Source organism: Ciceribacter thiooxidans, assembly GCF_014126615.1.
GTDB classification, from domain to species: Bacteria; Pseudomonadota; Alphaproteobacteria; order Rhizobiales; family Rhizobiaceae; genus Allorhizobium; species Allorhizobium thiooxidans.
The window spans coordinates 1,266,192-1,281,122 of record NZ_CP059897.1 but is presented as its reverse complement, the minus strand read 5'-3'; the positions used below and the strand labels follow the sequence as shown (position 1 = coordinate 1,281,122).

Here is a 14,931-nt window from a genome sequence, read left to right as displayed (position 1 = left end):
CCACCACACCGATCAGGTTGGTCCGCCTGGAGGACAGGGAGAGCGCCAGCCGGTTGCCGACATAGCCGACCCGTTCGGCCGCCTGCCTGACCTTGCTGATTGTATCCTTGGAAACGTCGCCCGCCCCCTGAGTGCGCGCGAGGCGGTCATCTTGGAAACGCCGGCTGCCGCGGCAACGTCTTCGAGAATTGGTTTTCGCATGTAGTCTGGATTCCCGTCGGTCGCCGCACCGACCTCTCGCTGATGGAAACGTCGCGTTCCGCTACGTAAACGGAGCCGCGTTGACAAGAGAGACTTGCTCGCCCTAGGTTGTCGGTATCGATACCGGTACCGATACCGGCGCCCGGAGGCAAGTGCAAGGGAGGGCGACGCTGCGGTGGCGGATGACGGAACCGGCGATGCACACGGGGAGGGGAGCCTGACATGCATGTTCTCGTGATCGGCGCCGCCGGAATGATCGGGCGTAAGCTGGTGGAACACCTTGCCGGGTCACCCTCCGTGCTCGGCGATGGCATCGCACGCCTCACGCTTGCCGACGCGGTTACACCCGCAGTTCCCGAAACCCTTCGTTCGATCACCACCGCGCTGACCATCGATCTTGCAGACGGCGACCCCGCGACGAGACTGATCGAGGGCCGTCCCGACGTCATCTTCCATCTTGCTGCAATCGTCTCCGGTGAAGCGGAGGCCGATTTCGACAAGGGTTATGCGGTCAATCTCGACGGAACACGCGCACTGTTCGAGGCGATCCGGCGTGAGGGGCAAAGGGAACCCTATCGTCCACGGGTTCTCTTCGCATCCTCGATCGCCGTCTTCGGTGCACCGTTTCCCGAAGTCATCGGACCCGATTTCTTCACGACGCCGCTCACCAGCTACGGGACGCAAAAGGCAATCGCCGAACTGCTGCTTGCCGACTATTCCCGGCGCGCGATATTCGACGGTGTCGGCATACGCCTGCCGACCATATGCGTTCGCCCGGGCGCGCCGAACAAGGCGGCATCCGGCTTCTTCTCCAACATCCTGCGCGAGCCGCTTGCGGGCAAGGAAGCAGTGCTGCCGGTCAGCGAGGATGTCCGTCACTGGTTTGCGAGCCCCCGCTCGGCAGTCGGCTTCTTCATCCATGCCGCGACGATGGACACCAGCATCATCGGCCCGCGCCGCAATCTCACCATGCCGGGGCTTTCGGCAACCGTCGGCGAGGAGATCGAGGCTTTGCGGCGGGTCGCCGGCGACAGGGCCGCTTCCTTGATCCGCCGCGAGCCGGACCCGCTGATTGCCGGGATCGTCGCCGGCTGGCCGACGAATTTCGACGCGGGCCGCGCGATGAAGCTCGGCTTTCGGGCGGAAAATACATTCGAGGAGATCATACGCATCCACATCGAGGACGAACTCGCGGGCGTATTGCCGTGACCATGGTATGCCGGGCGTTGTCGCGCCGGCATTGACAGCATGCCGGCCATTCCGGTGGCGCAGGAGTTGAGGAGCTCCGCGCCAAACGAGGAGGGGCAGGAAAGACAGGAATCTGACCGACTGCACTCTGGGAGGAGACGCATGGCCAATGTTCAGTTTGCCGAGGTACGCAAGTCCTTCGGCGCCTTTCCCGTCATCAAGGGCGTGAGCATCGACATCGAGGACGGCGAGTTCGTCATCCTCGTCGGCCCGTCCGGTTGCGGAAAATCGACCCTTCTGCGAATGCTTGCCGGACTGGAGAATATTTCCGGCGGCGAGATCCGTATTGGCGGGCGCACGGTCAACAACCTGCCGCCGAAGGAACGCGACATCGCCATGGTGTTCCAGAACTACGCGCTCTATCCGCACATGACGGTCGCCAAGAATATGGCGTTTTCGCTGATGCTGAACGCTGCGCCGAAGGAGGAGATCGACCGGCGCGTCAACTACGCGGCCGGGATTCTCGGCCTGACGAACCTGCTCGATCGCTATCCCCGCCAGCTCTCCGGCGGCCAGCGCCAGCGCGTTGCCATGGGCCGTGCGATCGTGCGGGACCCGCAGGTCTTCCTGTTCGACGAGCCATTGTCGAACCTCGACGCCAAGCTGCGGGTCGCCATGCGTGCCGAAATCAAGGAACTGCACCATCGCCTCAAGACGACGACGGTCTACGTCACGCACGACCAGATCGAGGCGATGACCATGGCCGACAAGATCGTCGTGATGCATGACGGGCGCGTCGAACAGATCGGCTCCCCGCTCGAGCTCTACGACTATCCGGACAATCTCTTTGTCGCCGGCTTCATCGGCTCGCCCGCCATGAACATGATCAAGGGCAAGCTCGATCCGGAGAACCCGCAGGCCTTCGTTGCGAGCGACGGCACGCGCCTTCCCTTGCCGAAGCCCTTCGCCCAGGCGGTCGGCCGCAGCCTCGTCTACGGCCTGCGCCCGGAATACATCCAACTCGGAGGAGAGGGCCTGAAGGCCGAGGTCGTCGTCACCGAACCGACCGGCTACGAAACACAGATCATCGCCAATTTCGGCGGCGGGGAGATCACCTGCATTTTCCGCGAACGCATCGACGTGCAGCCGGGTGAGCCGATCGGCATCACCATCGATCCGGCACATGTCCATCTCTTCGACGAGGAGACAGGCCTGCGGCTCGTCGGATGAGCCGGAATGACCATGCCCGCGGAGAGGAGCTGCGGACACGGCGTGAAGCATGAAGCCGCGACATGCGCCGACGGGACAGGCGGTGTCGCGCGACCAGCGTCCCGTACTTGGAGGAGGAGCATTCATGACGATCAAGAGAAGAACATTCCTTGCCGGCACTGCCGGCCTCATTGGTGCCGGCGGTCTTCCGGTGTTCGGAGCCCGACCGGTTCTTGCGGCGGAACCCACCTATACGCCGGAGGCGGGTGCCAGCCTGCGTCTGCTGCGCTGGGCGCCCTTCGTGCAGGGTGATGAGGAGGCCTGGCTTGCCAACACGAAGAAATTCACCGAAGCGACTGGCGTCGAAGTTCGCATCGACAAGGAAAGCTGGGAAGACATCCGTCCGAAGGCGGCCGTCGCCGCCAATGTCGGCTCGGGTCCCGACCTTGTGATGTGCTGGTTTGACGACGCCCATCAGTATCCGGACAAGCTCGTGGACCTCACCGAACTCGGCACCTATCTCGACGGCAAGTACGGTGGTTTCTACGATGGCCTGAAGGGTTACGCGATGCGCGACGGCAAGTTCATCGCCATGCCACTCACGGCGATCGGCAATGCCGTCGTCTACCGCGACAGCCACATGAAGGCAGCGGGCTTCAGCGAGTTCCCGAAGGATACGGCAGGGTTTCTCGAACTCTGCAAGGCGATGAAGGCCAAGGGAACGCCGGCCGGCTTCCCGCACGGAAAGGCGGTCGGTGACGGCAACAACTATGCGCACTGGCTGCTCTGGAGCCACGGCGGCAAGATGGTGGACGAGAGCAGCAATGTGACGATCAACTCGCCGGAAACGCTCGCGGCGCTCAACTACGCCAAGGAGCTCTACGCGACCTTCATTCCGGGCACGGAGAGCTGGCTCGACATCAACAACAATCGAGCCTTCCTCGCCGGTCAGGTCTCGCTGACGGCCAACGGTGTGTCGGTCTATTACGCGGCGAAGAAGGACCCGAACCTCGCCGAGATCGCCGAGGACATGCGCAGCACCAACTTCCCCGTCGGGCCGGTGGGCAAGAGCGTGGAGCTGCACCAGACGAGCTCGCTGCTCGTCTTCAACCACACGAAATATCCGGAAGCTGCCAAGGCCTACATCAAATTCATGATGGAAGCCGACCAGATGAACGCCTGGATCAAGGGCTCCAGTGCCTATTGCTGCCAGCCGCTGAAGGCGTTTGCCGACAACCCGGTCTGGACGGAAAACCCGATCCATGCGCCCTACGCCAAGGCTTCCGAGACTTTGCGACCGAACGGCTATGCCGGCCCGCTCGGCTATGCGTCGGCCGCGGTCATGGCCGACTATGTCCTGGTCGACATGTTTGCCTCGGCCGTCACAGGTGCGGCCACGCCGGAAGAAGCCATGGCGCAGGCCGAGAAGCGGGCCAACCGCTACTACCGCGTCTGAGTGTTCGTCGCTGGGGAGCGCGGAAAAGGTCCGCGCTCCCGCATCCCGATCCATTTCTGGAGTGAAACACCGATGACGATGACGACAACGGATCCCGGTCCTCCGCAGCGCTCGCTTTTGTCGCGGCTCGGCAATAATCGGGATGTGCTCGGCTTCCTGTTCATGCTGCCGGCCGCGGTCTTCCTGCTTTGTTTCCTCACCTACCCGCTGGGGCTCGGCGTATGGCTCGGTTTCACCGATACGAGGATCGGCAGGGAAGGAATCTTCATCGGCCTCGAAAACTACGAGTTTCTCTGGGACGACAGTGTCTTCTGGCTCTCGGTCTTCAATACCGTTCTCTACACTGTCGTCGCATCGGTGCTGAAGTTCGCGCTCGGCCTGTGGCTCGCCCTGCTCCTCAACGAGCATCTGCCGTTCAAGTCGTTCTTCCGCGCGATCGTGCTGCTTCCCTGGGTGGTGCCGACGGTCCTGTCGGCGCTGGCGTTCTGGTGGATCTACGATTCCCAGTTCTCGATCATTTCCTGGTCGCTCATCAATCTCGGGCTCATCGACCAGCCGATCAACTTCCTCGGCGATCCGACCAATGCCCGGATTTCCGTCATTGCGGCCAATGTCTGGCGCGGCATCCCCTTTGTGGCGATTTCGCTCCTTGCGGGCCTGCAGACGATCCCGGCCTCCCTGCAGGAGGCGGCCTCGCTTGACGGGGCCAGCAGCTGGCAGCGTTTCCGGTATGTGACGCTGCCAATGCTGACACCGATCATCGCGGTGGTCATGACGTTCTCGGTTCTCTTCACCTTCACCGACTTCCAGCTGATCTACGTCCTGACCAAGGGCGGGCCGGTCAATGCCACGCATCTGATGGCCACGCTCTCCTTCCAGCGTGCGATCCCCGGCGGGCAACTGGGAGAGGGGGCGGCGATCGCCGTCGCCATGATCCCGTTCCTGCTGGCCGCCATCATGTTCTCCTTCTTCGGGCTGCAGCGCCGCAAATGGCAGCAGGGCGGAGGTGACTGACCATGGAGCCGACCATGAACAGCAAACCCAGCGTTCACGATGCCGTCCTGACCGACGACAGCCAGGGCATGTCCTATCTGAGCAGCCTGCCGCGGCGGGTCATGACGATCTATCTGCCGCTCGCCGTCTTCATCTTCGTCCTGCTCTTCCCCTTCTACTGGATGGCGATCACGGCGGTGAAGCCGAATTCCCAGCTGACGGACTACAACAATTACAGCCCCTTCTGGGTGGTCGGTGCGACCCTCGATCACATCAAGTATCTGCTCTTCGAAACCTCCTATCCGGGATGGCTCTGGAACACGATGCTGGTGGCGGTCGCCTCGACAGCGCTGTCGCTGTTCGCCGCGGTTCTCGGCGCCTACGCGATCGAGCGCATTCGCTTCACCGGCTCGCGCTCAGTCGGGTTGATGATCTTCCTTGCCTATCTCGTGCCGCCGTCGATCCTGTTCATCCCGCTCGCCTTCATCGTCTTCAAGATCGGCATCTACGATACGCGCATGGCGCTGATCTTCACCTATCCGACCTTCCTCATCCCCTTCTGCACCTGGCTGTTGATGGGTTACTTCCGCTCGATTCCCTTCGAACTCGAAGAGAGTGCGCTGGTCGACGGGGCGAGCCGCCTGCAAATTCTCACCAGGATCATCCTGCCGCTCGCGGTACCGGGACTGATCTCGGCCGGCATCTTCGCCTTCACGCTGTCGTGGAACGAGTTTATTTATGCGCTCACGTTCATCCAGTCGTCGGAAAACAAGACCGTGCCGGTCGGCGTGCTGACGGAGTTGGTGCGCGGCGATATCTTCGAATGGGGATCACTGATGGCAGGCGCGCTCTTCGGCTCGCTGCCGGTGGTCATTCTCTATTCCTTCTTCGTCGACTACTACGTCTCGTCGATGACCGGAGCGGTGAAGGAATGACCGCACAACCCGGTTAGGCACGCTTCGCGCGCCGCCTCCTGCCGTCACCTTCGGCGTTGCCGGCAGCAAACTGTAAGGCCGGTGCCGGGCGGCCGATATGGTATCCCTGTATGAGGGCAATACCGAGGTCCCGTGCCAGCGTACCCTGATCCTCCGTTTCGACGCCCTCGATCAGGATGCCGGAACCGCGGTTGCGGATGAGCGTTACCATGTCTTCAAGCATGGCTCGACCGTCGGCGGTATCCGCTGCGTGGAGGAAGGACCGGTCGATCTTGACGGTGTGGAAGTCCACTGCGCGGAGCCAGGAAAGGCCCGCATGTCCCGTTCCGAAGTCGTCCAGCCACAATCTTACCCCGAGCGCCTTGAGCTCGGCGATGCTGGCGGTGACATAGGAGTGCAGCTCCATCGCCAGCCCCTCGGTGATTTCAAGGGCGAGGCGATCGCCCGAAACGCCGCTTCGGGCGAGGATTTCGGCGACCGAGGCGGCGAAGCCCGGCGCCCGCAACTGGACCGGTGAAACATTGACGCTCACAAGTTCCACTTTGTTCGGCGCCAGCATCTCCTCGCAGGCCGTGCGGATTGCCCACAGACCGAGATCATGGATGGCCCCCGTCCGCTCCGCGATCGGAATGAAGGAGCTCGGCAGGATCGGCGTACCGTTCAGGCCGTTCAGCCGCATCAGTGCCTCGGCGGCAACCATCTTGCCGGTGTCTACGTCTCTGATCGGCTGGTAGACCAGCGACACGAGATTGCGGCCGATGGCGATGTTCAGGAGGGCGGAGATGCCTTCGCTTTCGTCACTGATCAGCGGATCGTCGGGATTGAAGATCTTCGCGCAATGTCGCCCGCTTGCCTTGGCCCCGTAAAGGGCGCGGTCCGCCTCGCGGACCAGCATCTCCAGCTTCGTTGCGATGGTCGAGCCGGTGAACGTTGCGCCGACGCTCGCGGTAACGACCTCGATGCCGTCCGGGCGTTGGTCGTGCTCGATTGCCAACTCTTCGACCGTTCCGCAGATCGCCTTTGAAAGCTCCTCGACGTCTGCAACGCTGTTCGTGCGGAGGATCGCGATGAATTCCTCGCCGCCGAACCGCCCGACCGTTCCCCCAACGGGCTCGACCAGGCCGCGCAGAGCGTCCGCCACCAGGCAGAGACTGCGGTCGCCGCTCTGGTGACCATAGCGGTCGTTGTACATCTTGAAGAAATCGACGTCGATCAGCAGGACGGCGAAGTCGTCGCCATAGACCCGCCACATGTTCCAGTGCTTGCGCAATTGCAGATCGACGGCTCGCCGGTTGTCGAGCCCGGTGAGCGGATCGGTGTAGGAGAGCTTTAGCAGCGCCTCGCCACGCTCTGCGGCCGATTTGTGCTGGATACGCGCTTCGAGCGCGTTGACGAAGACGTTGTAGCGCTCCTGGTTGAGTTTCCAGTTCACGTAGGAGGTGAAGACAAAGCAGGAGACATAGAAGAGTGCAAACGCGAAGGCATAAGCGCCTTCGGGCCGGAAGCTTGCGAGCGATACGAGGAAGGCGAGGAGGATGGCTCCGGACGCTGTGAGTGAGAGGCTGAAGCGGAAGCTGAAGAACAGATTCTCGCCCATCATGAAGATCGCACCGAAGATCATGTAGTAGGAGATCGCTTCGCTGTGGGTCGTCATGAGCGCCGGATACATCCAGCCGACGTAGCCGAGTACCACGGCGCTGGCGCAGGTGCGGTCAAGCCATTCGGTTGCCACGTTCATCAACCGCTGTATTTCGAAGAGCGCGAGCGCGCCGACCCCGATGGCCATGCGGGCCGCGATCGTGTACTCGGCGACGTCCGGGATCAGGATGATGTCGGGGATGGCGAAGGCGAGATAGACGATAACCGCCACCCAGAACCCCTGCCTGACGGCGGTTCGGCGGCCCTCCTCGTCCTGTCGGCGGTAGAGTTGCCGCAGTTCCGCCTCGGGCGGAAGACTGGGGGTCTCATGCCGCTCTTCGTCGATTCCGCCAGTCCAGGTGTGCCTCATGCCCCTTCTCACAGTCTCCTGCCGCTCGGCAGATCATGACCGCGCAGCTGCGCATAATCGCGTGCAATATGTCTTAATCACATTCCAATGCAAGGTGACAGGCGATCTTCTTCAAGTCATCACTACAGAGTAAAAGGTGTTCGTGAAAATTAAGTTAAATTGAATTTTTGTGCCAAAATGCTACATTTCTTTACCCTGCCTTTTTATGATTTCTCGCACTGTACAAGTTGTAGCAAATCAGGTCATTCTCCCGCACGTAGTTAAACAATTGTTAAGGAGCGGGGCCTGCATGAGTCAGTTGAAAGTAGTGTTCGACGGCGAAAGCCTTATCACACCCGACGCGATCGCTGGAGGAACAGCGGCGGGAGACTATGAGCACTTCGACGAACAACTCGTGACCGGTCGCGGCGAAATCGCCGTGATGCTGGAGCTCGCAAGGCAGCGCTCCGAGAGGGCAGACGATCCGCGCGCCATCATCGACTACGTTGCAGGCGCGCTTCACGATATTCGTTCCCGACTCCATCCGACCGTCTGGAAGGCACTCGTACCGGTGGTGCAGCGCCACCCGATATCGGCGTTCTTCCTCGAGGACCCGTTTACCCGCTGGTCTTTCGAGAAGCCGCGCGGATATTCGGGCGACGCGCATCTTCTGGATTTCATCTATGGTCATCCGGATGCCGAAGCCGAGATCGCCGCGGCAACGCCGACCGGCAAGGCTCTCTATGATTATACGAAGGACGCCTCGTCGTCGGTCGCCGTCCGCGAGCGCCGCGATCTGCTGACAAAATATGTCGATCAGGTTGCCGATGCACGGGGACCGGAGACCGAGATCCTGACCATCGCCTCAGGGCATCTGAGGGAAGCGGATCGGTCCGTCGCGCTACGCGAGCAGCGGCTGAAGCGCTGGATCGCCCTTGACCAGGATCCGCTGAGTGTCGGGTCTGTCGCCCGTGATTTCCAGGGAACTTCTGTCGAGGCCGTCAACGGTTCGGTCCGAAGCATTCTGAACGGCAAGCAGAAGCTCGGACGGTTCGATTTCATCTATGCAGCCGGCCTCTACGACTACCTCGCGGAAAACGTGGCAGTGAAACTGACGCAGAAATGCCTCGAGATGCTGAAGCCCGGCGGGCTCTTCCTATTTGCCAATTTCGCCGAGGGTATCCGCGTCGAAGGTTACATGGAAACCTTCATGAACTGGGAACTCCTCTGGCGCAACGAAGCGGACATGTGGCGCATCGTCAACGCCAGCATCGACCGCAACACGGTCGAGCCGCAGGTCTGGTTCGGCGAAAACCGAAACATCGTTTACGGCACGCTGCAGCTCCGCACGTGAGGACATCCGAAACCCCGGTTCGAAGGCTCCGGGGGTTCGACGCCATAAGCCAGAACCCGAGTTAGAAGTCGGCGACCTTACCCCACGAGCTCTTTCCGAACCGGTCTGGATGATAGGGTCTCGGGTCGACGATCGGCTCGTCGCCAGTCATGATGTCGGCGATCAGATGGCCGGCGCCGGGGCCGATCCCAAAGCCATGGCCGCTGAACCCGGCCGCAAGGACGAAGCCGGGAAGCCCCGTCACTTCGCCGATCGCGGGCACGCCGTCCGGTGTACTGTCGATGTAGCCCGCCCAGGTTGCCGTAACTGGGCGGCCGTCGAGAGCCGGCAGCAGTTCGATCGCCCGCTTATGGGTGAGGCGGATCGTGCCCTCGTCAACGGCCGGGTCGAGGATGCGCATCCTTTCCATCGGCGTCGGCCGGTCGAGACGCCACCGTGCGAGGCTCTCATGGCCCGACCGGACGCCCTCCAGCCCTCCGGGAGCGAGGCTCTTCCACCGCCGCAGGAACATTGGCAGAAATTGCGGAGCGAAACGAAGCTGCTGGGCGGTTGGGTCGACCCGACCACGGCCGCTGATTGCAAGCGTATGGCCGCCGTTGCCGCGGCGGGTAACCGAGATCGCGGCGGTGTGCAGAGCGTCCGGTATCGTGCCCTCGCCGGGGCCGACCGAGAGGATAGACGAACGGATCGATGCCTGCGGAAAACGGAACCCGAGCTGGCGGCAGAAGGCCGATGCCCAGGCGCCGCCGGCAAGAACGGCAAGCTTGGTGCGGATCGTCCCGCGTTCGGTAACGACGGCGCTCAGCCGGCCGCCTTCCGTTTCGATGCCGCGCGCGGCACAGGACTGGTGCACCGTGCCGCCGAGTTTCAGGATTGCGTGGGCGACGGCCGGTGCGGCGCTCGCCGGATTGGCGATGCCGTCGCTCGGCGAGAAGACACCGCCTTTCCAGACCCTTCCGGTCGTCTCGGCCCTGGACGTCGCGGCAGCCTGGTCGAGCATGTGGGTGGTGACGCCGACGGTGCGGGCGAAATCGCGCCAGCGTGCCCAGCCTGACAGCTCCTCCTCGTTGTTGCTGAGATAGAGGAGGCCGCAGCGGCGGAAGCCGGTGTCCTCACCGGTTTCGGCCGCAAACTCTTCCCAGAGGTCGAGACTTTTCGTTGCCATGGGGAGCTCGCGGGCGTCGCGGTTCTGCTGGCGGCACCAGCCCCAGTTTCGGCTCGATTGCTCGGCGCCGACACGACCCTTCTCGAGGATAGCAACCTTCAATCCGCGTTTGGCGAGATGGTAGGCCGCAAAGACGCCGACGATTCCCGCGCCGATCACCACCGCATCGGCGGCTTCCGGCAGGTCTGGCGTCGTCTCGATCAGCATCAGGGGTGCGGGCATGATCATCTCTCCTTTTCCTCGCGAGAATAGCGCTGGAATTCCGGAGCCGTTGCCGCATATCGGCGGTCCGCAGCAGAAGATTCCGTTCTTTCATGGGCCGGCGGATCATTGTGCCTCGGGCGGTGGCGCCAAACGGAATAGACGCGCCAGGACAAAGTGTTAATGTGATTTCGAGGATGTCGCAGCATAAAATGCTACCGTCCGACAGGTCCCATACGCCGGAGGAAGTGCCATGAAACTCGACCGTATCGACATCAAGATTCTTCACGAGCTGCAGAAGAACGGTCGCATCACCAATGTCGAGCTGGCCGAACTCGTCCATCTCTCACCAAGCCCGTGCCTCATGCGCGTGAAGAAGCTGCAGCAGGAGGGCTATATCGAGGGCTATTCAGCCCAGATCAATCTCGCAAAACTCGGCCAGACGCTGACCGTCTTCACCGAGATTACGCTGAAGAACCATCGCCAGATCGACTTTGCCCGCTTCCTCGCGGCGGCAGAAAAGGTCGATCAGATCATCGAGTGCCATCTGGTGTCCGGCGGCTACGACTATCTCCTGAAATTCGTGACGGCAGGCATTGGTGAATACCAGACGATCATGGAACGGCTGACCGATCTCGATATCGGTATCGACAAGTACTTCAGCTTCGTCGTTTTGAAGTCGCCGATCGTCAAGGCGCACCTGCCGCTGACGAGCCTCTTCCCCGTTTGACACCCCAGGGCCCGGTCGGCCCTGGACGGCCGCACCGTCAGGCGTGGCTGTAGGCCTTGACCTGCTCCGGATCGAGATTGAGGTTGTCGAGCCAGGTCGGGTCGAGTTTCGGCACCGACGAGAACAGCAGGCTGGAATAGGGATGGGTCGGCGCCTTGGCCTGCGCGGGGGTCAATTCCTCGACCTTCTTGCCGTCATACATCACGACGATCCTGTCGCAGATCGCCTCGACGACGGAGAGGTCGTGGCTGATGAAGACGTAGGAGAGCGACAATTCCCTCTGCAACTCCTTCAGGAGGTCGATGATTGCGGCGGCGACCACAGTGTCGAGCGCCGAGGTGATCTCGTCGCAGAGGATGAGCTTCGGCTCGGCGGCGAGGGCGCGTGCGAAGTTGACGCGCTGTTTCTGTCCGCCCGAAAGCTCGGCCGGCCGGCGATGGCGCAAGGCCCTGGGCAGGTGCACCATGTCGAGAAGTTCGTCGATCCGCGCGTCGCGGGCCTTGCCCTTCATGCCGTGGTAGAAGGTCAGGGGGCGCCCTAGGATATCCTCGATGGACTTCGCCGGATTGAGCGCGGTATCGGCATACTGGAAGACGATCTGTAGTTCCCGCACCTGGTCGCGGGTGCGCTGGCGGCTCGACGGAGCGAGTTCGTGGCCGTCGAAGGTCATCGTTCCGGCGGAGACGGGCAGGATGCCGGCAATGGCGCGGGCCAGCGTCGATTTTCCGCAGCCCGATTCCCCGATGATGCCGAGATTGCGGCCCTTTTCGACGCAGAGGCTCACCCCACTGACCGCGCGCACGAGCGGCAGCCCGTCGGCCTGCATCGGACCGTAGCCTGCAATCAAGTTGTCGATCTTGAGGAGTGGCGCCTGCCCTTGCTCGATAACGGCAGCGTCATCACGGGGCTTCGGTTCGAAGGCCGCGAGGAGCTCGCGCGTATAGGGATGCGTTGCACGGTGGAGGATGTCATCCGTCGAGCCGGTTTCCTGAACCTCGCCGCCGCGCAGTACCATGATGCGGTCGGCGATTTGTGCGACGACTGCGAGATCGTGCGAGACGTAAACGCCAGCGATCCCGCCGGCCTTCATCGCAGACTTGAAAGCCTTTAGCACTTCGATCTGCGTCGTTACGTCGAGCGCGGTCGTCGGTTCGTCGAAGATGATGAGCTTCGGATCGCCGATCATCGCCATCGCGGCAGCGAGCCGCTGCAACTGCCCGCCGGAAACCTGGTGCGGGTAGCGCTCACCGATATGGTCGGGGTCGGGAAGCGACAGCGCTCGGAAGAGCTCGATCGCCTTGCTCCTGGCTTCTGCGGGCGACATCAATCCGTGGATCTTCGTCACTTCGATCACCTGGTCGATGATGCGGATCGCCGGGTTGAAGGCGGCCGCGGCCGATTGCGGTACATAGGCGACCTCCGTGCCGCGCACGGACGTAAGTTCGCGTTCACTGAGCTTCGCCATGTCCTTTCCGTCGACGACGACGCTGCCGCCGGATATCCGGCACCCGGTCCGCGCGTGCCCGAGCAGCGTGAGGGCGATCGTGGTCTTACCCGATCCGCTTTCGCCGATGAGCGCAAGGATCTCGCCGGGGGCGATGTCGAGGCTGACGCCCTTGATGATTTCGACGCACCGACCGGAGTCGGTCCTGGCCTCGACCTTGAGATCACGGACTTCGACAAGGTTGTTCATTCAGGCGCTCCTGTCGCGGATCTTTTGGGGGAGGTTGTCGATCAGGAGATTGACGCTGATCGTCAGGCTGGCGATGGCAAGGCTCGGGACGATGACCGCCGGCGCGCCGAAAGGCAGCCCGCCGATATTCTCGTGAACGAGCGCGCCCCAGTCCGCATAGGGCGGCTGCACGCCAAGCCCCAGGAAGGAGAGGCCGGAAAGCAGCAGCACGATGAAGACGAAACGCAGGCCGAGGTCGGCGAGTACCGGCCCGAGGATGTTGGGCAGGATTTCCGAGCGGATCAGATAGAGGGTTCCTTCGCCGCGGGTGCGGGCGACGGTGACGTAGTCCATCGTATTGATGTTGACGGCGAGCGCGCGGGCGAAGCGATAGGCGCCCGGCGTGTAGATGACCGCGAGCGTGATGATCAGGACCGTGAGCGAGGAGCCGACGGCCGCGACGATGACGAGGCCCGAGAGCTTGCCGGGGATGGAGTTCAACGCGTCGAGGAAGCGGCTCAGTGCCGCATCGAACCAGCCGCCCGTCACCGCGGCCGTCATGCCGAGGACGACCCCGCTGAAGCACGCGATGGAGACGGCGGCAAGCGAAATTCCGACCGTGTAGCGGGCGCCCATCAACGCACGCGAGACCATGTCTCGTCCGAGATAGTCGGAGCCGAGCCAGAGCTTGCTGCTGATCGGCCCAAAGAAGTCCTCGTCGACGATCTCGCCGACGGGGTGGGGGATGATATGCGGTGCAACGATCGCGATGACGCCCCAGAAGGCGATAACCGACAGGCCGATCATGCCGACCCAGTTGAAGCGGTAGCCGAATTTTCTCGACAGCATGGCGGGCAGGGTCATGGTCAGCGCAGCCTCGGATTTGCAAGAATGGCAATGATGTCGGCAAGCGTGATCAAGAGCAGGTAGCCGAAACAGAAGATCATCGCGCAGGACTGGATGAGCGGCAGGTCGCGGGTTTCGACGCCGTCGACCATCAGCTTGGCGACGCCCGGATAGTTGAAGATCGTTTCGACGATGATGACGCCGCCGACGAGGTAGGAGAGGGACAGTGCGATCGCATTGACGATCGGGCCGACCGCATTCGGCAAGGCATGGCGCAGGACCATGCGGGGCCGTGATGCGCCCTTAAGGAGCGCGGCCTCGACATAGGGGGTGTCGATTGTCTCGATCACGGCGGCGCGCGTCATGCGGATCATCTGTGCCGAGACCACGAAGGTCAGCGTGATGACCGGCATGGCGTAAATCTTCAGCATCTGCCCGATGGATGTGACATCGCTGGCGATCGAAAGTGCGGGAAGCCATTTGAGATAGACCGAGAAGATGAGAACGGCCGCCGTCGCAATCATGAATTCCGGGACGGAAATTACGCCGATGGTGCCGACCGTGACGATGCGATCATAAAGCGATCCCCTGTACATCGCGGCCGTGATGCCGAGCGTCAGCGCAAGTGGTACGGCGATTAGAGTGGTTACGCCGGCGAGCCGCATCGTGTTGACGAAGCGCCCGCCAATCAACTCGGCCACCGCAATATTATTGACATAGGAAGTGCCCAGGTCTCCGGTCGCGAGCCCCACCAGCCAGCGCATGAAGCGGACGAACGCCGGCTCGTCGAGATGCATGGCGGTCCGCAAGCCCGCCACCGCTTCCGGTGTCGCAGCCTGGCCGAGCAGGATCGTCGCGGTGTCGCCGGGAAGCATCGCCGTGGCGAAAAAGACCGCGAAGGAGACGATCAGCAGTGTCAGTGCCGCGATCAGAAGGCGCGCTCCGACGAGATTGAGTACATATGGGCTCATGAGAGGGCCCCTCTTCGGTTGAG

The 14,931-nt window shown here is 62.3% G+C and carries 13 protein-coding genes; 7 read left to right on the top strand and 6 right to left on the bottom strand.

Going from position 1 to position 14,931, the window contains the following annotated elements; all coding sequences use genetic code 11:
• Positions 1-12: 12 nt before the first annotated feature.
• A complete protein-coding gene (locus H4I97_RS24745) occupies positions 13-201 on the bottom strand; it encodes a LacI family DNA-binding transcriptional regulator (RefSeq protein WP_244658847.1) in 189 nt (62 codons plus the stop codon).
• Between the two features lie 222 nt (positions 202-423).
• Between H4I97_RS24745 and denD the strand changes: the two genes are divergently transcribed.
• The 5 genes from denD (at position 424) to H4I97_RS23990 (ending at position 5,982) form a co-directional block, all read left to right on the top strand.
• Positions 424-1,410 carry a D-erythronate dehydrogenase gene (gene denD, locus H4I97_RS24010; protein ID WP_182308192.1) on the top strand — a complete coding sequence of 329 codons (987 nt, stop codon included), beginning with the start codon at positions 424-426 and terminating at the stop codon, positions 1,408-1,410.
• A gap of 141 nt (positions 1,411-1,551) precedes the next feature.
• Positions 1,552-2,619, top strand: coding sequence for an ABC transporter ATP-binding protein (locus H4I97_RS24005; RefSeq protein ID WP_182308191.1), 1,068 nt, complete (start codon positions 1,552-1,554; stop codon positions 2,617-2,619).
• Between the two features lie 124 nt (positions 2,620-2,743).
• A complete protein-coding gene (locus H4I97_RS24000) occupies positions 2,744-4,054 on the top strand; it encodes an ABC transporter substrate-binding protein (protein WP_182308190.1) in 1,311 nt (436 codons plus the stop codon).
• 78 nt (positions 4,055-4,132) lie between these two features.
• Entirely contained in the window at positions 4,133-5,068 is a 936-nt protein-coding gene (locus H4I97_RS23995; RefSeq protein ID WP_378144429.1) for a carbohydrate ABC transporter permease, read from the top strand.
• Positions 5,069-5,082: 14 nt separating this feature from the next.
• Entirely contained in the window at positions 5,083-5,982 is a 900-nt protein-coding gene (locus H4I97_RS23990; protein WP_182308188.1) for a carbohydrate ABC transporter permease, read from the top strand.
• 13 nt (positions 5,983-5,995) lie between these two features.
• On the opposite strand, the gene H4I97_RS23985 is transcribed toward H4I97_RS23990, so the two are convergent.
• Positions 5,996-7,990, bottom strand: a complete 1,995-nt coding sequence (locus H4I97_RS23985; protein WP_182308187.1) for a putative bifunctional diguanylate cyclase/phosphodiesterase — start codon at positions 7,988-7,990, stop codon at positions 5,996-5,998.
• A 289-nt stretch (positions 7,991-8,279) separates the two neighbouring features.
• Between H4I97_RS23985 and H4I97_RS23980 the strand changes: the two genes are divergently transcribed.
• Positions 8,280-9,323, top strand: coding sequence for a class I SAM-dependent methyltransferase (locus tag H4I97_RS23980; protein WP_182308186.1), 1,044 nt, complete (start codon positions 8,280-8,282; stop codon positions 9,321-9,323).
• A gap of 61 nt (positions 9,324-9,384) precedes the next feature.
• Here the strand turns inward: H4I97_RS23980 and H4I97_RS23975 are convergent, their stop codons facing one another.
• Complete coding sequence (locus H4I97_RS23975; RefSeq protein ID WP_182308185.1) at positions 9,385-10,710, bottom strand: NAD(P)/FAD-dependent oxidoreductase; 1,326 nt, start codon at positions 10,708-10,710, stop codon at positions 9,385-9,387.
• Between the two features lie 232 nt (positions 10,711-10,942).
• Here H4I97_RS23975 and H4I97_RS23970 point away from each other — a divergent pair, with 232 nt between their 5' ends.
• Positions 10,943-11,419: an Lrp/AsnC family transcriptional regulator gene (locus H4I97_RS23970; protein WP_129330400.1), complete on the top strand. Its 477-nt coding sequence runs from the start codon at positions 10,943-10,945 to the stop codon at positions 11,417-11,419.
• Positions 11,420-11,456: 37 nt separating this feature from the next.
• On the opposite strand, the gene H4I97_RS23965 is transcribed toward H4I97_RS23970, so the two are convergent.
• The 3 genes from H4I97_RS23965 to H4I97_RS23955 are packed head-to-tail and all read right to left on the bottom strand — an operon-like array spanning position 11,457 to position 14,908.
• Positions 11,457-13,112, bottom strand: coding sequence for an ABC transporter ATP-binding protein (locus H4I97_RS23965; RefSeq protein ID WP_182308184.1), 1,656 nt, complete (start codon positions 13,110-13,112; stop codon positions 11,457-11,459).
• Positions 13,113-13,955 carry an ABC transporter permease gene (locus H4I97_RS23960; RefSeq protein ID WP_182308183.1) on the bottom strand — a complete coding sequence of 281 codons (843 nt, stop codon included), beginning with the start codon at positions 13,953-13,955 and terminating at the stop codon, positions 13,113-13,115.
• 2 nt (positions 13,956-13,957) lie between these two features.
• The gene (locus H4I97_RS23955) at positions 13,958-14,908 is read right to left on the bottom strand and encodes an ABC transporter permease (protein ID WP_182308182.1); all 951 of its coding nucleotides are present in this window, start codon (positions 14,906-14,908) and stop codon (positions 13,958-13,960) included.
• Between the last annotated feature and the right edge of the window lie 23 nt (positions 14,909-14,931).

Coding starts and splice junctions, on each gene's coding strand:
- H4I97_RS24745 (WP_244658847.1), bottom strand. CDS start 201: ATGCGAAAACCAATTCTCGAAGACGTTGCCGCGGCAGCCGGCGTTTCC.
- denD (WP_182308192.1), top strand. CDS start 424: ATGCATGTTCTCGTGATCGGCGCCGCCGGAATGATCGGGCGTAAGCTG.
- H4I97_RS24005 (WP_182308191.1), top strand. CDS start 1,552: ATGGCCAATGTTCAGTTTGCCGAGGTACGCAAGTCCTTCGGCGCCTTT.
- H4I97_RS24000 (WP_182308190.1), top strand. CDS start 2,744: ATGACGATCAAGAGAAGAACATTCCTTGCCGGCACTGCCGGCCTCATT.
- H4I97_RS23995 (WP_378144429.1), top strand. CDS start 4,133: ATGACGACAACGGATCCCGGTCCTCCGCAGCGCTCGCTTTTGTCGCGG.
- H4I97_RS23990 (WP_182308188.1), top strand. CDS start 5,083: ATGAACAGCAAACCCAGCGTTCACGATGCCGTCCTGACCGACGACAGC.
- H4I97_RS23985 (WP_182308187.1), bottom strand. CDS start 7,990: ATGAGGCACACCTGGACTGGCGGAATCGACGAAGAGCGGCATGAGACC.
- H4I97_RS23980 (WP_182308186.1), top strand. CDS start 8,280: ATGAGTCAGTTGAAAGTAGTGTTCGACGGCGAAAGCCTTATCACACCC.
- H4I97_RS23975 (WP_182308185.1), bottom strand. CDS start 10,710: ATGCCCGCACCCCTGATGCTGATCGAGACGACGCCAGACCTGCCGGAA.
- H4I97_RS23970 (WP_129330400.1), top strand. CDS start 10,943: ATGAAACTCGACCGTATCGACATCAAGATTCTTCACGAGCTGCAGAAG.
- H4I97_RS23965 (WP_182308184.1), bottom strand. CDS start 13,112: ATGAACAACCTTGTCGAAGTCCGTGATCTCAAGGTCGAGGCCAGGACC.
- H4I97_RS23960 (WP_182308183.1), bottom strand. CDS start 13,955: ATGACCCTGCCCGCCATGCTGTCGAGAAAATTCGGCTACCGCTTCAAC.
- H4I97_RS23955 (WP_182308182.1), bottom strand. CDS start 14,908: ATGAGCCCATATGTACTCAATCTCGTCGGAGCGCGCCTTCTGATCGCG.